This is a genomic window from Streptomyces sp. NBC_01217, assembly GCF_035994185.1.
Classification (GTDB): Bacteria; Actinomycetota; Actinomycetes; order Streptomycetales; family Streptomycetaceae; genus Streptomyces.
Window position 1 is genome coordinate 5,734,652 of sequence record NZ_CP108538.1, and the last position, 17,783, is coordinate 5,752,434.

Annotated in this window: 20 protein-coding genes; 17 read left to right on the plus strand and 3 right to left on the minus strand. The window is 67.8% G+C overall.

Annotated features, from left to right (window positions below; all coding sequences use genetic code 11):
- Positions 1–119: 119 nt before the first annotated feature.
- Genes OG507_RS25810 through OG507_RS25820 form a run of 3 tightly spaced genes read left to right on the plus strand, consistent with a single transcriptional unit; the run spans position 120 to position 2,413 of the window.
- On the plus strand, positions 120–1,241 hold the full coding sequence (locus OG507_RS25810; RefSeq protein ID WP_327369549.1) for a sugar kinase: 1,122 nt from the start codon (positions 120–122) through the stop codon (positions 1,239–1,241).
- Positions 1,238–1,996: an IclR family transcriptional regulator gene (locus tag OG507_RS25815; RefSeq protein WP_327369550.1), complete on the plus strand. Its 759-nt coding sequence runs from the start codon at positions 1,238–1,240 to the stop codon at positions 1,994–1,996. Before OG507_RS25810 ends, OG507_RS25815 begins: the two co-directional genes overlap by 4 nt.
- 6 nt (positions 1,997–2,002) lie before the next feature.
- Entirely contained in the window at positions 2,003–2,413 is a 411-nt protein-coding gene (locus OG507_RS25820; protein WP_266688935.1) for a RidA family protein, read from the plus strand.
- A 342-nt stretch (positions 2,414–2,755) separates the two neighbouring features.
- On the opposite strand, the gene OG507_RS25825 is transcribed toward OG507_RS25820, so the two are convergent.
- Positions 2,756–3,931, minus strand: coding sequence for an RNA-guided endonuclease InsQ/TnpB family protein (locus OG507_RS25825; RefSeq protein WP_327369551.1), 1,176 nt, complete (start codon positions 3,929–3,931; stop codon positions 2,756–2,758).
- Between the two features lie 680 nt (positions 3,932–4,611).
- Here OG507_RS25825 and OG507_RS25830 point away from each other — a divergent pair.
- The 14 genes from OG507_RS25830 to OG507_RS25895 all read left to right on the plus strand — a co-directional run bounded on the left by OG507_RS25830 (position 4,612) and on the right by OG507_RS25895 (position 16,484).
- Positions 4,612–5,478 (plus strand): hypothetical protein, encoded by an 867-nt coding sequence (locus tag OG507_RS25830; protein WP_327369552.1) that lies wholly within the window; start codon positions 4,612–4,614, stop codon positions 5,476–5,478.
- Positions 5,479–5,553: 75 nt separating this feature from the next.
- Positions 5,554–6,261, plus strand: a complete 708-nt coding sequence (cpaB, locus tag OG507_RS25835; protein ID WP_327369553.1) for a Flp pilus assembly protein CpaB — start codon at positions 5,554–5,556, stop codon at positions 6,259–6,261.
- 7 nt (positions 6,262–6,268) lie between these two features.
- Entirely contained in the window at positions 6,269–7,570 is a 1,302-nt protein-coding gene (locus OG507_RS25840; protein WP_327369554.1) for an AAA family ATPase, read from the plus strand.
- 3 nt (positions 7,571–7,573) lie between these two features.
- A complete protein-coding gene (locus OG507_RS25845) occupies positions 7,574–8,035 on the plus strand; it encodes a TadE family protein (protein ID WP_327369555.1) in 462 nt (153 codons plus the stop codon).
- 3 nt (positions 8,036–8,038) lie between these two features.
- A complete protein-coding gene (locus OG507_RS25850; protein WP_327369556.1) occupies positions 8,039–8,452 on the plus strand; it encodes a TadE/TadG family type IV pilus assembly protein in 414 nt (137 codons plus the stop codon).
- Between the two features lie 68 nt (positions 8,453–8,520).
- Positions 8,521–9,858 (plus strand): CpaF family protein, encoded by a 1,338-nt coding sequence (locus OG507_RS25855; protein WP_327369557.1) that lies wholly within the window; start codon positions 8,521–8,523, stop codon positions 9,856–9,858.
- A gap of 10 nt (positions 9,859–9,868) precedes the next feature.
- The gene (locus OG507_RS25860; protein WP_327369558.1) at positions 9,869–10,807 is read left to right on the plus strand and encodes a type II secretion system F family protein; all 939 of its coding nucleotides are present in this window, start codon (positions 9,869–9,871) and stop codon (positions 10,805–10,807) included.
- Positions 10,808–10,821: 14 nt separating this feature from the next.
- Positions 10,822–11,709 carry a DUF5936 domain-containing protein gene (locus OG507_RS25865; RefSeq protein WP_327372089.1) on the plus strand — a complete coding sequence of 296 codons (888 nt, stop codon included), beginning with the start codon at positions 10,822–10,824 and terminating at the stop codon, positions 11,707–11,709.
- A gap of 51 nt (positions 11,710–11,760) precedes the next feature.
- A complete protein-coding gene (locus tag OG507_RS25870) occupies positions 11,761–13,092 on the plus strand; it encodes a sensor histidine kinase (protein ID WP_327369559.1) in 1,332 nt (443 codons plus the stop codon).
- 13 nt (positions 13,093–13,105) lie between these two features.
- Positions 13,106–14,158, plus strand: a complete 1,053-nt coding sequence (locus tag OG507_RS25875) for a response regulator transcription factor (protein ID WP_327369560.1) — start codon at positions 13,106–13,108, stop codon at positions 14,156–14,158.
- A gap of 182 nt (positions 14,159–14,340) precedes the next feature.
- Entirely contained in the window at positions 14,341–14,574 is a 234-nt protein-coding gene (locus OG507_RS25880; RefSeq protein ID WP_327369561.1) for a hypothetical protein, read from the plus strand.
- A complete protein-coding gene (locus tag OG507_RS25885) occupies positions 14,571–15,179 on the plus strand; it encodes a pilus assembly protein TadG-related protein (RefSeq protein ID WP_327369562.1) in 609 nt (202 codons plus the stop codon). The genes OG507_RS25880 and OG507_RS25885 overlap by 4 nt, the downstream gene beginning before the upstream one ends.
- 31 nt (positions 15,180–15,210) lie before the next feature.
- Positions 15,211–15,825 carry a hypothetical protein gene (locus OG507_RS25890; protein ID WP_327369563.1) on the plus strand — a complete coding sequence of 205 codons (615 nt, stop codon included), beginning with the start codon at positions 15,211–15,213 and terminating at the stop codon, positions 15,823–15,825.
- Positions 15,826–15,857: 32 nt separating this feature from the next.
- The gene (locus OG507_RS25895) at positions 15,858–16,484 is read left to right on the plus strand and encodes an OmpA family protein (RefSeq protein WP_442811014.1); all 627 of its coding nucleotides are present in this window, start codon (positions 15,858–15,860) and stop codon (positions 16,482–16,484) included.
- A 55-nt stretch (positions 16,485–16,539) separates the two neighbouring features.
- On the opposite strand, the gene OG507_RS25900 is transcribed toward OG507_RS25895, so the two are convergent.
- Together OG507_RS25900 and OG507_RS25905 are read right to left on the minus strand one after the other, a co-directional pair.
- Positions 16,540–16,731 (minus strand): hypothetical protein, encoded by a 192-nt coding sequence (locus OG507_RS25900; protein WP_327369565.1) that lies wholly within the window; start codon positions 16,729–16,731, stop codon positions 16,540–16,542.
- 11 nt (positions 16,732–16,742) lie between these two features.
- Positions 16,743–17,594: a DUF5753 domain-containing protein gene (locus tag OG507_RS25905; protein ID WP_327369566.1), complete on the minus strand. Its 852-nt coding sequence runs from the start codon at positions 17,592–17,594 to the stop codon at positions 16,743–16,745.
- Positions 17,595–17,783: the final 189 nt, after the last annotated feature.

Below are 17,783 nucleotides of genomic sequence, written 5' to 3' on the forward strand. Positions count from 1 at the left end.
GCGCCACCCTCCCAGAATCGCCGCCCCGAATCATCGAGCAGTCCGAATCAGCCGATGCTGCCGAACCCGCTCAACCCGCTGAACCCGCTGAACCCGCCGAACCCGCGAGGAGCCCCCGAGTGTCCGGAACCCCGGCCAGGACCGCCGACACCGCCACGGCCGCCGAGGTCGTGTGCCTCGGCGAGTCCATGGTGACGTTCCTGCCGTCGCAGCCCGGACGCCTCGCCGACGTACCCTCCTTCAGCCGTGGCATCGGCGGCGCCGAGTCCAATGTCGCCTGCGCGCTCGCCGCCGCCGGGCACCGGGCGGCCTGGGTCAGCAGGGTCGGCGCGGACGGGTTCGGGGACCATCTCGTCGAGGCGATCGCCGGGTACGGCGTCGACACCCGCGCCGTGCGGCGCGATCCGGCGCGGCCCACCGGGATCTACTTCCGTACGGCGACGGACCGGGCCACGGACGTCCACGAGGTCGCGTACTACCGCTCGGGGTCCGCCGCCTCCGCGATGTCCCCGGACAACGTCCCCTACGAGGCGCTGTTCGCGGGCCGCGTCCTGCACCTGTCCGGCATCACGGCGGCGCTCTCCGCGGACTGCCTGGCCCTGCTCCACGATCTGACCGCGCCCCGGTCCGGGCGCCCGCTGATCTCCTTCGACGTCAACCACCGCCCCGGCCTGTGGCGCGACGCCGGCGCGGCGCCCGATGTGCTCCTCGATCTGGCCCGCCGCTGCGACCTGGTCTTCGTCGGCGAGGACGAGGCGGAGGAGGCGTGGGGGGTGAAGGGGGCGGAGGCGATCCGTGCGGTGCTGCCGGAGCCGGGAGTGCTGGTCGTCAAGCGCGGCGCCACGGGGGCGACGGTGTTTTCGGGGCTCCGCCCCGGACCCCGCTCCTCAATCGCCGGAGGGGCTGAATTTGCCCCGGGAGAGGCTGAAACGGTCCCCGGACGGGCTGAGAGCGTCACCACCGTCCCCGCCCTCCGCGTGGACGTCGTCGCCCCCGTCGGTGCCGGGGACGCCTTCGCCGCCGGGTTTCTCTCCGCCACCCTCCGCGACCTCCCCGTGCGCGACCGCGTCCGGCACGGTCACCTCATGGCCGCCGCCGTCCTCACCGTCCCCGGCGACCTCACCGACCCTCCCGCCCGCGCTCACGCCGACGCCCTTGCCGCACTGGACGACGAGGCCTGGGGGAGACTTCGTCTCGGCCCCGGGTGGACGGGGGACGACCAGGAGGTACGTACGACATGAGTCAGACCGTCGACCGCGCGCTGAGCATCCTGCCGCTGCTCGCCCAGGGGCCCGCCGACCTCGGGCAGGTCGCCGAGCGGCTCGGTGTCCACAAGTCCACCGCGCTGCGCCTGCTCCGTACGCTCCATGAGCACGGACTCGTCTACCGCCAGCAGGACCAGCGCTACCGCCTCGGCGCCCGGCTCTTCGCGCTCGCGCAGGAGGCCGTCGAGAACCTCGACGTGCGCGAGATCGCCCACCCCCACCTCGTCGAACTCAACGAGAACTGCGGCCACACGGTCCATCTCGCGGTGTACGAGGAGCAGGAGGTCCTCTACATCGACAAGGTCGAGAGCCGCTACCCGGTCAGGATGTACTCGCGCATCGGGAAGCCCGTCGCGATCACCGTCGCCGCCGTCGCGAAGCTGCTCCTCGCCGACCTCACCGAGCCCGAGCGCCGCGCCGTCGCCGAGAAGCTCGACTACCCCATGTACACGTCCCGTTCGATCCCGAACGCCGGTGCGTTCCTCAAGGAACTCGCCGTCGTCCGCGAACAGGGCTGGGCCACCGACCTCGGCGGCCACGAGGAGTCCATCAACTGCATCGGCGCCCCCATCCGGGGCGCGGACGGGCGGGTCGTCGCCGCGATGTCGGTCTCCGCCCCCAATGTCGTCGTCACGGCCGAGGAACTCCTCACCCTGCTCCCGCTGGTGCGCCGTACCGCCGAAACCATCAGCCGGGAGTACTCCGGCACCAACCAACCCAAGAAAGCCTGAACAGCCATGACCGAGAAGACCGCCCTCACCCCGAGCACCCACACCACACCGCCCGCGAAGTTCTCGCACGGGGTGAAGAAGGGGAACATCCTCCAGGTCGCCGGCCAGGTCGGCTTCCTTCCCGCAGTCGAGGGCCAGGCCCCGACGCCCGCCGGCCCCACGCTGCGCGAGCAGACCCTGCAGACCTTCGCCAACGTCAAGGCGATCCTGGAGGAGGGCGGCGCGAGCTGGGACGACGTGATGATGATGCGCGTCTACCTCACGGACGTGGACCACTTCGCCGAGATGAACGAGATCTACAACTCCTACTTCGGCGAGCAGAACCTCAAGGCGGCCCCGGCCGCCCGTACGACGGTCTACGTCGGTCTCCCCAAGGGCCTGCTCATCGAGATCGACGCCCTCGCGGTCCTCGGCTGATCCACTTGCCTCCACCGCTCCACCGCTCCACCGCGCTCCGCTGAGTCCAGGTTGAAGGTGATGGCCTGCGGCGCGGTCGTAACGTCTGCGAAGGCAACCGTGATGGTTTCGCATTTCGCGGGCACGTTGCTGAACTTTTGGCCTGTCGCGCCGCGGTTGTTGAAGTTCTGCCATTGGCCTTCTCCCTCACGTGAGTGTGGGGGATTCTCTCCCTGGCGTCCGTGCGAACGGATCGCCTTGAGTCGGATTCCTGGTTCCTTCCCACCCGCAGGTGGGGCTTGTGCACGGTGCCGGGACAGGTCCCTGGTCTTACCTGTGCTCCGCAGGCGTTTACTCGCGCCGTTACCAGCGCGAGGCCCCCGGCCCGGGGGTGGGTGGTACCGCTTGGTGGGCGGCGCGGATGAGCCGTCCCTCGGTTCTGATGTTCTGGCCCGCGTTGTGGTCCCGGTCATGCCGGGCACCACACGCGGAGCACGTCCAGGCACGGACGTGCAACGGCTTCGGGCCGTCGCGGTGTCCGCAGGCGGAACAGATCTGGGAAGACGGGAAGGCCCGGTCGACCTTGGTCAGAGTGCGCCCGTACCGGGACGCTTTGTACTCCAGCATGGTCACAAACGCCGACCAGCCCGCGTCGTGCACGGACTTCGACAGCCGCGTACGAGCCAGGCCCTTCACACCCAGGCTCTCCACACTGACCGTTTGGTTCTCACGGATCAGCTTCGTGGACAGCTCGTGGTGAAAGTTCCGGCGCGCATCCGCCACTCCCGCATGAGCGCGAGCGACCTTGATCCGCTGCTTGTTCCGGTTCTTCGACCCCTTCTCCTTCCGCGACAGGCTCCGCTGCTCGCGTTTGAGCTTCTTCTCCGCGCGGCGTAGAAACCTGGGTGACCGCACCCGGGAGCCGTCCGCCATGACGGCGAAGTGCGTCAGCCCCAGGTCGATGCCCTGGTCACGGTCGAGCGGCGGCAGAACCTCCGCCGCAGGGTCCGTCTCCACGGCGAAGCTGGCCCAGTACCGGCCGGCTGCGTCCCTGACCACCGTCACCGTCGACGGGACCGACGGCAGGGTCCGGGACCAGCGCACCCGCACCAGGCCGATCTTCGGAAGGTTCAGCTTCCCGTCCGAAGTGATCGACCACTTCGCGTTCGCGGTGAACCTCACGGACTGGCGACCGCCCCGCTTCGACTTGAACCGCGGCTCACCGGCCTTCGGCCCCTTCCGAATGCCCTTGATACTCCCGAAGAAACCCCGGTATGCCGCATCCAGGTCCCGCAACGACTGTTGCAGCACCACCGACGAGACTTCTCCGAGCCAGGACCGCTCCGGTGTCTTCTTCGCCTCGGTGATGTACCGCTTCGACAGCTCCGCCGACGTCGGATACGGCAGGCCCTGCTCATGAGCCTGCTTCCGGGCCCGCAGACAGTCGTTGAACACCACCCGCGCACAACCGAACGCCCGCCCCAGCGCAAGACGCTGACCTGGGCCCGGTTCGATCCGAAAGGCATAACGAAGCTGCACACACACGACCGTACGACCGTTACTCGATGATCCATGCGACAAGATCAAAACTGGCAGGAATTGTCCTCTTGCTAACCAAATCGCACGATTGCGATCGTAGCCCGCTCCGTGCATGCCAAAGAGGTCATATGTTGGCCGAGAGGCCGCGTCGGTCGATAAGCTGGTCCAGACCAATCAAGTTGTCAAGACCTCTGGTGACGACAGCTGCCCGGGCCGCGCCCGCCGGCACGCCCTGCGGAGGTTCCGCAACGGCCGGGATCCCGCCGTGAATTGACTTTTTGTTGACCTCCCCCACCCCCGTGCGGGTGAGGTGGTCCAAGTGTCCGCACAGTGACGGACCGGCCCGGTCGCGACCCGGCCCCGGCCGCGCGCCGCGGCCTCCGTATCCGGCCTGACGTGCGGAGATGAATTACCGGTCCCGGGAAATCGGAAGCCGGATTCGTAACACTCCGCAGTGGTACAGGAGTTAACCATTCTCGATTTGATCCGATTTAGCAGGGAGATCTTGTCCGGGCGGCTCGCACGCGTTGTCGTACTGACCTCCGAAAAGTGTTCTCTGCCAGGTAAGACGTGGATAAAGTGCTGAGGCAGAAGTGCGGAGCAGGAGCGATTGCGGCCGACGTCATGACCGTCGTTTGGCCGGAGCCGAAACGGGGAAAAGCGTGCCGACCGCAATAGCAGTGACCAGTGCTGATCTGGTGCTACCTCCGACCGACCAGCAGACACCGACCGCCGCTCTGCTGCAGGCTCCCGGCGCCCAGCCGCTGGAGATGGCGATCGGGGACATGCACGTGCTGCTCGAACAGCACGGCTACGTCGTCGCCGTCTACCCCACCGGCATCGCACCCGCCCATGAACGCCGGCTCCACTCCGTACGGTCCGTGCTGGAGAGCGACCGCATCGCTCTGCTCAAGGTGGACCTCCCCCCCTTGGGTGTCGCCGTACTCGTCAGGCAGCTGCGCCAGTTGTCCATCTGCGACTTCAGCCCGGGAGTGGTCGCCTCCGCCGCCCGGCTGCTGTCCCACTACATCCACGCGGGCGCCCTGCTGAACTCCGTCACCAAGTTCGACCGGGTTCCGGTCGACCTGAGGACGCACGCCAAGTCATGGGTGCCGGGCTCCCAGTTCGCCGTGGTCGCGGGGCCGAACCCGCAGCTCGTCAAGGTCGGTCCGAAGGCCGAACCGCCGGCCGGCCCGGAATTCGCCACCCAGCTCTTGATCGCCAAAGGGCAGTCCCAGTCCGAGTGGGTGAAGCAGACTCTCGCGCCCGCGTGGCAGGTCCAGTCCATTCACGAGGCGGCGCTTCCCTCCGATTCCCCGGCATGGTGGGGAACCGGAAAGCTGGTGGAATTCGCCGCCTATCTTCCGGACATCTCCATCCTGTACCAACTGGTGGCCTCCGTACGCCGGGAGAACTGCCACTGGTGCGGAATGGAGCTCATCGGTGATCGCTGCGGGTTCTGCTCCTCCCCGCTGCCCGCGGCCGAGAACCGAATGCACTCCGCCGGTGTCCTCAGTCAGGGAGCGCCCGCACCACCGCAGTCCTAGCGCTTCCGCTTTCCTCCGTAGACGCCCTTCTGTCCGCTGCCCCACGCATCCGATTCGAACGAGGTTGTCCGGCCCATGAACTCCCGCCAGCGCCGCGGCGTGATACTCCTGCTCCTGTCGGTCCTGTGCGCCTTCGGCGCCTTCGCCGGCGTGCTCTCGGTGATCAGCGACGTCAACTCCAAGGTCGGCCCGGAGGTCCCGGCCTACCAGCTGAAGTCCGATGTGGCGCCCTACACCGCCCTGTCGCCCGGGCAGTTCGAGAAGATCTCGATGCCGAAACGCTGGCTCTCCACCAACGCGGTGACCGACCTCTCCGAGGTCAACGGCAAGATCGCCGTCACCCAGTTGCGCAAGGGCTCGCTGCTCCAGTCCGACATGATGCAAAAGCGCCCCGAACTCCAGCCGGGGGAGCAGGAGATCGCCATCATGATCGACGCCGCGACCGGCGTCGCGGGCAAGATCACCCCCGGTGCGACGGTCAACATCTACGCCACCTTCGCGGGTGAGCGCGACGGCGACCCCTCCCAGTCGAAGGTCATCGTCTCCAACGCCAAGGTGCTGGACGTCGGCAAGCTGACCGCCCTGGAGCCGGGCCGCGACGCCAAGTCCAACATGGGCACCGAGGCCGTCCCGATCACCTTCGCGCTCAACACGCTCGACACCCAGCGCATCGCCTACGCCGAGTCCTTCGCGGAGCACGTACGCCTCGCGCTCCTGGCCTCCGGCAGCGACAGCACCATCAGGCCCGGCGACCGCACCTACACGCTCGACAAGGACAAGTGAGGATCGGATGACCACCAGGATCCTCCCGGCCGTCGGTGACGTCGACGCGGCCAGATCCGTCACCACCCTGCTCAGCCAGCTCCCCGACGCGGAACCCGCCGCTCCGGTCGGTGACTCGACCCAGCTCATCGACACCCTTGCCCGGCTCGCGGGCGAGTCCCTCGACGAGCTGCCCGAGGTCGTGCTGGTCCACGAGCGGATCGGCCCGGTGCCGGCGCTGGAACTGATCCGGGAGGTCTCCCTGCGCTTCCCCGCCATCGGGGTCGTGCTGATCACCGCCGATGTCACACCCGGCCTGTTCTCGTCCGCCATGGAGTCGGGTGCGCGCGGCGTCGTCACCCTCCCCCTGAGCTACGAGGAGCTCGTCAACCGGGTCCAGTCCGCCGCCCAGTGGTCCGTCGGCGTGCGCCGCCATCTGAGCACCGGAGCCGACGTCTTCACCGGCCCCGGCGGCACGGTGGTCACGGTCAGCGGCGCCAAGGGCGGCGTCGGCGCCACCGTCACCGCCGTACAACTGGCTCTGGCCGCCCAGGCGTCCGGGCGCTCCGCCGCCCTGGTCGACATGGACCTCCAGGCCGGTGACATCGGCTCGTACCTCGATGTGCAGTTCCGGCGCTCCATCGTCGACCTGTCCGCGATCACCGACATATCGCCGCGCGTCCTGTCCGACGCCGTCTTCAGCCACAGCTCCGGGCTCGCGCTGCTCCTGGCACCGGGCGACGGCGAGCGCGGCGAGGAGGTCAGCGACCGGTCCGCCCGGCAGATCGTCAGCGCCCTGCGCTCGCGCTACGAGGTCGTGGTGATCGACTGCGGCAGCCAGCTGCAGGGGGCGAGCGCCGCGGCCATCGAGATGGCCGACACGGCGCTGCTGGTCACCACGCCCGATGTGATCGCGGTGCGCGGCGCGAAACGCCTCGTACGGATGTGGGACCGGCTCCAGATCCGCAAGGCGGAGGAGACGGTCACGATCGTCAACCGCTTCATACGCAACACCGAGATCCAGCCGCCGCTGATCGAGAAGATCACCGGAACGCGGATGGCGAACACGGCCGTTCCCGCGAACTTCAAGGAACTCCAGGCCGTCATCGACGCCGGCCGGCTGCACGAACTCGACCCCAAGAGCACCGTCAAGCAGGCGCTCTGGGGCCTCGCGGGCGAACTGGGCATCGTGAAGATCCCGGACAGGCCCGAGAAGAACGGCGCGAAGAGCGGCGGAATGTTCAAGAACGACCGGGGCTCGATCGGGCGCCCGCGCGGCAGACGCGACGGCGACCCCCGCAACCGGGCGACGACCAAGGGGGCAAGTTGACCGATGGTGATTACCGAGACGACAGACACGGAGATACGGGGAAGGCGTTACGGTGACCCGTCCCCGACGGGCTCCCGCATCCGCTTTCGCGTCCGGGGCCGCGAGCGCGACCGCGGCCAGACCGCGATCGAGTTCCTGGGCGTCACACCGCTGATCATCCTGCTGATGATCGCGCTCTGGCAGTGCGCACTGATCGGCTACACGTTCTCCCTGGCCGGGAACGCGGCGGACGAGGCGGCGCACCGGGGAGCCATCGCACAGGGCCTGCGCGGGCAGGAATGCCGGAACGCGGCCGAGGAGCACCTGCCGAAGGCATGGCGGGATTCGATGAAGCGGACGACGTGCCGCACCTCGGGCGGCATGTACGAGGCCGAGGTCAGGCTGCAGGTGCCCGTCCTGGTGCCCGGCGTACTCAACTGGCCGTTCCGCGTCGAGGGCGACGCCGCGTTCCCGGTGGAGGGCTGAGGGATGAGCAGGCACACGCACACACCCGACCGGACGGCCGCAGCCGTCGCCGCCACCGCCGTTCCCCGCCGCGACCGCGGCCAGGTCGCCATCGAGTATCTGGGCTTCATCCCCCTGCTGCTCCTGGTCGGCCTCCTCGCGATCCAGGCGGGCCTCGCCGTGTACGCCGCCAACCAGGCGGGCACCGGGGCGCGCGCGGCGGCCCGGATGGCCAGCATGTCGACGTCGGGCCGCTGCGACGAGCAGGCGGGCAAGGCCGCGATGAGCGACTGGACCGCCGACCGGGCCGACATCAAGGACAGCGGCTTCTCCTTCGACGAGGTCACCTGCACCACCCGCGTCGAAGTGCCCGACATCCTTCCCGGCGTCAACATCTGGGGCACGGCCGAACGAAGCTCCACGATGCCCCGCACCTGACCCCGCGGCGCGTCGCGCCGCTGCCTCACCAGCGGTTCAAGTTGCCAGTCGGAACGAGGAGTTACGCAATGAGTCTGCGGGCACGCATCACCGCCCCCGAGAAGAACAGCGGGGGGCGGGAGGACGGTCACATGGTGGCCACCTACCGCGCCAAGCTGCTCGAAGAGATCGACCTCGCGGAGATGTCCTCGCTCGCCGCCGCGGACCGCAGGGCCCGGCTGGAGCGCGTACTCAGCCACATCATCAGCCGCGAGGGACCGGTCCTCTCGACCGTCGAACGCACCCAGCTGATCCGCCGGGTCGTCGACGAGGCCCTCGGTCTCGGCATCCTGGAACCGCTCCTGGAAGACGCGTCCATCACCGAGATCATGGTCAACGGGCCGGACCAGATCTTCGTCGAGCGCAGCGGCAGGGTCGAGCAGCTCCCGATGCGCTTCGGTTCGCACGAACAGCTGATGCAGACCATCGAGCGCATCGTGTCGACCGTCAACCGCCGAGTCGACGAGTCGAACCCGATGGTGGACGCGCGGCTGCCCAGCGGCGAGCGTGTCAACGTGATCATCCCGCCGCTCTCACTGACCGGCGCGACGCTCACCATCCGACGGTTCCCGCGGGCCTTCACGCTCCAGGAGATGATCAACGTCGGCTCGCTCGACGAGCAGATGCTGATCCTGCTCGCCGGGCTCGTCCAGGCCAAGCTCAACGTGATCGTCTCCGGCGCCACCGGCACCGGGAAGACGACGCTCCTCAACGCGCTCTCCGGCCTCATCCCCAACAGCGAGCGCATCGTCACCATCGAGGACTCCGCCGAGCTCCAGCTCCAGCAGAGCCATGTGATCCGGCTGGAGTCCCGCCCGCCGAACGTCGAGGGGAAGGGCCAGATCACCATCCGTGACCTGGTCCGCAACTCCCTGCGTATGCGCCCCGACCGCATCGTCGTCGGTGAGGTCCGAGGCGGCGAGTCGCTCGACATGCTCCAGGCGATGTCGACCGGCCACGACGGCTCGCTCGCCACCGTCCACGCCAACAACGCCGAGGACGCGCTCATGCGTCTGCAGACCCTGGCCTCGATGTCCGAGATCAAGATCCCCTTCGAGGCGCTGCACGACCAGATCAACAGCGCCGTCGACGTCATCGTCCAGCTCACCCGGCACGCCGACGGCTCCCGCAAGGTCACCGAGATCGCCGTCCTCGACTCGCACGGCCGCGACCCGTACCGCATCGTGACCGTCGCCCGGTTCAACGCCCGGCCGATGGACGCCGAGGGGCGGATCAACGGTGAGTTCCAGTACCTCCCGATCCCGCGCAAGATCGCCGAGCGTCTCTACATGGCCAGCCAGCCCATCCCGCAGGCCTTCGGGGTCGCCGCTTCCGCCGAACAGCTCGCCACCCGAGAGGCCAACTAGGTATCGCGCCATGACGAATCTCCCTCTGCTCACGATCGGCGTCACACTGCTGTGCGGTGTCACGGGCGTCACGGGCCTGCACGCCTACTCCGGCGGGAAGGCCGACCGGGACGCCCTGGTGGACCGTCTCTCGCACACCGGCCACATCCCCGAGACCGGACGCCACCGCCGCTTCCGGGGCCTGGACAGCAGGCTGCGCAGGACGGGCCTCGGCCGGAAGCTCGAACTGAAACTGGCCGCCACCGGGCTCGACATCACCCCGGGCGAGTTCTTCGTCTACGCGCTCGCCGCCATGGCCGGCCTCTGGATGATCGCCTCGTCCATGCTCGCCAGCTTCTTCGGTCCGGTCGCCGCCCTGATCGGCCTCTGGGGCACCAACGCCTTCCTGAACTGGCAGCGGACCAAACGCACCGAACGCTTCATCAACCAGCTCCCCGAGCTGGCCCGCATCCTCGCCAACGCCACCCAGGCCGGACTCGCGCTGCGTACGTCCATCAGCATGGCGGCCGACGAGATGGAGGACCCGGCGGGCGAGGAACTGGCCCGGGTCTCGCGCCGCCTCGCCGTCGGCGAACCCCTCGACGACGCACTGAGCGAGCTGACCGACCGGCTGCCCTCCCGCGAACTCGTCGTCCTGGTGACCACCCTCGTCCTGTCCAACCGGGCCGGCGGTACGGTCGTCAGCTCGCTGCGCAACCTCACCGAGACGCTGGAGGAGCGCAAGGAGACCCGGCGCGAGGTCAAGACCCAGCTCTCCCAGGTCACCGTCACGGCCTACGCCGTGCCCATCTTCGGCCTGGGCGCCATGCTCCTGATGAACGCGGTCATGCCCGGCGCACTCGACCGCATGACCGGCGCCTTCATCGGCCAGGTCGCGGTGGTCGTCTCCATCGCCCTGTACGCGATCGGATTCATCGTGATCCGCCGCATGTCCCGGATCGACGTCTGATGGGCGGGGCGAACATGGGCCTGTTGCTCGCCGGAGTCATGGGCCTCGCGGTGTACGGGATCATCGCGGGCATCCGGATGTACCGGCGCGACGCGAAGCTCCCCCGCGACCTCGCGATCGCCCTGGAGATCGGCTCCACCCGTACCGGCGCGGTCGGCTCCGGCATCGACCGGCTCGGCATGCGCTGGGCCCCTGCGGTCCTGCGGATGATGGGACCCAAGGCCGTCAACAAGAAGCGCCGCCAGATCGACCTGGCGGGCAATCCGGGCGGCCTGACCATCGACCGTTACGCAGCCCGCCGCGCCGTCTACGGCGGTCTCGGCGCGTTCGGCGCCTTCACGATGCTCATGCGCGGCCAGATCTTCCTCGCTCTGCTGCTCATCGGCTTCGGCCTCTTCTGGGTCGAGGTCGGCATCTGGTCTGCGGTCCGCGTACGCCGCGACCACATCGACCGGACCCTGCCCGACTTCCTCGACGTCCTGGCCGTCGTCGTCTCGGCGGGCCTGGGCTTTCGCCAGGCGCTGGGACGCGTCGCCGAGAAGTACGAGGGCCCCTGGGCCGATGAACTCCGTATCACCCTGCGCCAGATGGACATGGGCGTCAGCCGCCGCGAGGCCTTCGAGCAGCTGCGCAAACGCAATGACTCGGAACAGGTGGCCATGTTCGTGACCACACTCCAGCAGGGCGAGGAACTGGGCGCCCCGATCGTCGAGACACTGATCCAGATCGCCAACGACATGCGGCGCACCGACGCCCAGAACGCCCGTAGGAAGGCGGCCAGGGCGGTCCCCAAGGCGACCTTCGCGGTCACCACCTTCCTGCTTCCCGGAACGCTGGTGCTGCTGACGGTCGGCTTCGTCTACGGAGCCAATATCGACTTTGGCTTCCTCACAGGCGGATGACGTGAACGGGGCGGACGGTGGGCAGGACGGTCGGAGGGAGGTGACAGGCTCATGTCGTTCCAACTTGGCAGCATCCACACAGGACTGAACACGGAGGTGCGTCAGGCGATTGCCGGTCCTGGAGCGCGCCCCGCGTTCACGATCCAGGTCAACGCGCTCCAGGCGATGTGCCGTCAGGTCTTCGGCTTCCGGCTCGCGATGATCGCCATAGCCACACCGTTCGCGATCGGCCACACCGCGAAGGGGCTGGCCTCCTGGCTGATCGGCTCGGCTATTCTCGTCACCTTCATGGGCTCGTACGTCTTGTTCCGCGACTGGGAACGCTTCGGCCCCGTACTCCTGCGCCACCCCTGGCTGCTGGGGATCGACGCTTTCTTCGGCGCCCTGCTGCTGATCACCGCGTCCCCCGAGTCCACCCTCGCGTACGTCACCGTGTGCACCCCGCTGCTGGCCGGACTCGTATACGGCTGGCGTGGAGCGGCGGTCTTCGCCGCACTCCAGATCGTCATCGTCCTCGGCGTCTACGGCACCGACCCGAAGCTCCAGCCCGCCGACGCCACCGCCTTTCTCCTGCCCGGCTTCTGCATCATCGCGGGCGCGGTGGGAGTCACCCTGCGCAACCTGCTCCTGCGCTTCGGCACGGCCAGCCAGGCCCTCACCGAGACCAGGGCTCGCCTCGCCGTCACCGAGGCCGTGGAGGGCGAACGCACGCGCCTGGCAAGGGAGATGCACGACTCGGTCGCCAAGACCCTGCACGGCCTGGCCCTGGCCGCCGACGGCCTGGCGGGCTCCTCCGACCGCATGGACCCGCGCACCGTCAAACACCAGGCCGAACTGGTCGCCCGCGCCGCCCGCCGCGCCGCGGCCGAATCCCGCGAACTCCTCTCCGACCTGCGCCGGGAGTCCGGACTCGACGGCGACGTGGACGTCGTACGCGAACTGCGCGCCCGCGCGGACGACTTCACCCGGCGCCACACCCTCACGGCCACGTTCCGCCTGCTCAACGAGACCCCGGTCCCGCACGTCCCCCAGGCGGTCGCGCGCCAGCTGCTCACCGTCGCCTCCGAGGCGATGGAGAATGCGCACCGCCACGCACAACCCACCTACCTCGTCGTACTGGCAGGCGTGAAGCGCGATGTCCTGCGCGTCAGCGTGTACGACGACGGGCGAGGCCTGCCCGCAGGCACGACGCTCGACGACCTCCGGCGCGCCGGACACTTCGGCCTCGTCGGCATGGTCGAACGCGCCGCATCCATCGGCGCCCGCATCCGCATCGGAAAGGGCCAGGCGGCCAGGGGAACCGAAGTACGCCTGGATCTCCCGATAGCCGCTCTGGGCACAGCTTCAAACTCAACCCCACCCTCACCCCCCATGAGACCCTGAGAGGAGGTCGCAGATGCCGGACGACATCTCCCGTGCGTCGGGCCAGAACTGGGCAGCACAGAACCACGCCTCCCAGCACACGTCCTCGCACGTCACCCCGCTCAACTCGGAGCCGGGCTCCAGCGGGTTCCCCGCCCCTGCCCCCGCGCCCACGTCCGTCCCCCGGGAGTCCGCGACATCCCGGCCCATGCTTCCCTTCCCCGCCCCGCCGCCCGCACCCGTCCCCGGCGCACTGCGGGTCGTCGTCGCCGACGACAACCCTGTGGTCCGGGCCGGCCTGGGTGTCCTGCTCTCCGGCCGGGCGGACATCGAAGTCGTCGCCGAGGCCGCGGACGGCCGCCAGGCCTACGACATGGCCGTACAGCACCGCCCGGACGTCGTCCTGCTCGACGTCCGCATGCCCGGCGTCGACGGCATCTCCGCCCTGCCCCACCTCGTGCAGATCGCGCCGGTCATGATGCTGACCTACAGCCGCGAGAGCGAGATCGTCCACGAGGCGCTGCGCCTGGGCGCGGGCGGCTATCTGGTCCACGGCGAGTTCACGGCCGACCAGTTGGTCCAGGCCGTACGCGACACCAAGGTCGGCCGCGCCCACTTCACCGCCACCGCGGCCAACGCCCTCCTCGCCCACATGCGCCAGGACCCGGGCCTCCAGGCACGACCACTCCCCGAGGGCCTCGGCGGGGCCCTGGCCACGGGCGTTCCCCACCCGGGCCCGCCGGGCGGGCAATACGGTGCGCCCGCACACACACCCAGACCGGAAACGCCCCCACCTGCGGCGCGACCGGCCCATCCTCCGCAGGGTCTTTCGCAACTGCAACCAGTTGTGGCACAGTCTTCTCTCAACAGACAGCAGTACGGGCTGAGTTCGCGGGAGGTGGAGGTCATGGAGCTGATCGCGTCCGGCATGAGCAATCAGCAGATCGCCGCCACCTGCTTCATCAGCGAGAAGACCGTCAAGAACCACATCAACCGCATCTTCACCAAGCTGCAAAGCGCCAGCCGCAGCGAGGCCATCGCCCGCTGGCTCGGCACGGCCCCCACGGCGGGTGGTCATCGTGGCTAAGGCCCAACCGACGCTTTGGGCCCGGGAATGGGCCCTGGGACCCTCCGGCGAACAGGGTGTCCCACCGTATGTTTCTCACGTCGCCGGCGGCTCCGGCCAGGAGGAAGCCGGAACCGCTGGCGACACCCAAGAAACGTGCGAGTCGGCCGGCTACCGGTCGGCCGAATCCGGAGGGGAACACCATGTCGAACATCACCCTGAAGACCGCCGTCCGCGTCAACGGCTGGGCCAACACGGCGGTCAGCGCGATCCAGAAGCGTTACGAGGCCAAGGACCGCGGCCAGACGGCGTTCGAGTACCTGGGCATCATTCTGGTGGTCGTGGCGATCATCGGTGCGATCATGGCAACGGGTATCGGTGGCGCGATCTCGACCCGGATCTCCAACCTTGTGAACTCCATCACCGCGGGCTCGTGATCGAGCGCCTTCGTCGCGACGCAGGGCAGGCCTTCCCCATCTACGTAGTGATGGTGGCGGGCCTGCTCTTCCTCGTGTTCGCGTTCTTTGCCGTCGGCAAGGCCGCGGCCTTGCGCAATGGATCCCAGGGAGCGGCGGACGCTGCCGCGCTGGCTGCGGCACAGCAAGCCCGCGAGGAGTTCGAGGCTCCGTTCCTTGCCTCGCTGCCAGAGGATCTGTTGGACCTGTTCCTCCGGGCCCACGCGGTTCCCGGGTGCTCTGCGGCTCAGGGACTTGCCGCAGCGAATCAGGCTGATGTCAACTACTGCGAGCCGATACCCGGCGGCTATCGGGATCGGATCAAGGTTGAGGTCGAGGGCCGCAAGCCGGTGGACTCATCGGTGATTCCCGGGACGAAGAAGAAGTTCGCGAAGGCCACGGCCACTGCCGTGATCGAGTTCCGCTGCCCCAAGTGGAAGGCTGTCGACCTCAACGAGGACAGCATCCGGGACATCTTCTTCTTCACGTGCGAGGGCGGAGAGATGCTGGAAATCAGGCCGAGCAGCCCCCCGCCTTGGTCTCAGGTGAGCAAGATCCTCTACGACGTGCATCTGGTCGACAATTGACAGCGAACGACGAGTAAAGGAACGAGAACCCATGAGCATGCGGCGCTCCACCAAGTCCCGAAGGGCAGTGGCAGCCGTCTCTCTGACGGCAGCATTGGCCCTGGCCGTCGCCGGTTGCGGTACTGATGGTGGCGGAAAGGCGGATGACGCCGGTTCGTCACCGTCCTCCGCACCCTCCAAGCCCTCCGACGGGGACAAGGGGGCGAAGCAGGAGGACACCGCTGCTGGGGACAACGTGGACCCGAATGTAAAGCTGGCACAGGTCAATGGTCGCGATGGCTTGATTCTTGTCGTCAATGAGGTGAAGCGCGACAGCGGCGGGTTCGTTACTGTCAGCGGCGTGATCAAGAATGACGGTGACGGCATTCGCAGCGGCGGCCAGTGGGCGGGCAGCGAGACTATCATCGTGGCCAAGAATCCGAATTCTGTAGCAGGCGCGACGCTCGTAGACAAGGTCGGCAAGAAGCGCTACTACATTCTCCGGGATACGGATGGTCGATGCCTCTGCACCACCGGACTGACAGCGATTCAACCCGGCAAGTCGGTTTCCATCTTTATGCAGTTTCCGGCACCTCCGGAAACCACCACTGAAGTCGACTTCACGCTGCCGACGTTCGCCACTGCCTCGCTGAAGATTTCTGGGTGATGGCCGGTATGAAAGACATTCGTACACGGCCCATGCAAAGCCATGTCACAGGGCGAGCCATTGCTGTCGCGATACTGCTGACGGGTACTACTGTCTTCGGTGCGACGACGGCTCTGGCTGATGACGGCCCCAGCGTTCCCCCGGGCACAGAGGTGACGTCGGTACCCCCAGTCAACGTCGACGCCAACGACCCCGACCTGAAGATGCCCGAAGGCGGAACCCTCGCCCCCGCCAAGGTTCTCGACATCGTCCAGGTGATCGAGGACGAGGGCGGCGAAGAGCGCCGTGAGGACAGCAATGCGAACATCAAGTTCGCGCTCCAGGCCGAAGTCCTCTTCGGCAAGGACAGCGCCAAGCTGAGCTCCGCCGCCAATTCCCGTATCGCGGCCATCGCCGCCGAGATCAAGAAGCAGAACGCCACCAAGGTGCGTGTCTTCGGCTTCACCGACAACCTCGGCTCCTCGGCCCACGGCGACGTGCTGTCCAAGCAGCGCGCCAACGCCGTGCAGTCGGTGCTGGTCAAGGAGTTGGGGGCGAACGTCAGCTTCGACATCCGTGGCTACGGCGAGCAGTACCCGATCGCCGACAACAGCACGGAAGAGGGCCGCAAGAAGAACCGCCGCGTGGAGGTCTCCTTCCCGCGCGGCACCTCTTCCTGAGGTACCTGACAAGGGTCCGGCACCGCGAGCGCTTCGCGGTGCCGGACCCTTGCTGTTACAGCAGGTGGTCGGCCTTGCCGGCCTTGATGTCTCGGATCATCTGCTGAAGCGCCTCACGGCTGTCGGTGAGGTATCGATCCTCCTGGCCGCTGATGGCGATGAAGCCATTGCCCTTTTCGTCCGTGCCGAGCCTGAAGCAGTTGTTTCCTTCGCCGCAGTAAGGCTCTTCCCAGTTGATCTCAGACATGAGGAACGTCCTTAAATTTGTCGGGAGACAGCGTGGATGAAGTCCCGGGAGTCGGCGGAAGACAGTGAGGCACTCTCCATCCAGTCCAGGTGTGCGCGGTACTTGGTCAGTTGGGCACCCGCGTGCATGAATTCGGGACCGTGTGCCGAATCGAGCTGCACGGTGTCGAGTTGGGGCACGACGCCGTGGGCGTAGAGGAGTGCGTGCCCGGCTCCGGGGAAAGCGCCTTGATCGACTGGAATCACTCGTACTTCGATGTGCTCGCGCTCGGACATCTCGCAGAGATGTCGCAGCTGCTCCTGTGTGACGCTCCGGCCGCCGAACTGCATGCGCAGGGCAGCTTCGTGGACGTAGCCCACGTAGTCGACGGGGGATTCGCGGTCGAGGACCTGTTGTCTCTCCATCCGGTGCGCCACCCGCAACTCGATCTCCAGACGGGACAGCTGGGGCAGAACGGCGCCGAACACCGCGCGGGCGTACCCGTCGGTGTGGAGCAGGCCGGGAAGGTGAACGGTCTGCGCAGTTCGGATGCGGGTCGCGTGCCATTCAAGTTCGGCGATGTCCAATAGGCCTGACGGGAGCGTGCCTCTGTACTGCTCCCACCAGCCGCGTTCGTGCTCTTCGGCCATCGATGCAAGTGCGTCGACGTAAAGGGCGTCCGCGCAAGCGTAGTTGCAGGCCAATGTGCGGACGCGCGATGGCGAAATCGGGCGGACGCCGACCTCCATGTTGGAGATTTTCGTTCGGTCGATGCCCAGCAAGCCAGCCGCGTAAGCGGTGGTTGCCTCGGCAGCGACGCGCATCTTGCGCAGTTCGGCACCGAGCCGCTTCTGGCGTTCTGTCGGAGTGGAACTGCTCGGCATGGGCCCTCTCTTCCACGGACTGTGGGCACAGTCTGCCGCCGCGTGAGGCTCCTAGTCCAACAGATGGGAGGCAATTGCCTCCAATTTGGCGACACGAGTGCCACTCCTGCGCTACATTCGGTTACGCACCGCTCACACAGCGACGACGAGCCGGAAGTGCATCGCGCGGTCCTGCCCGCATCCTCCTGC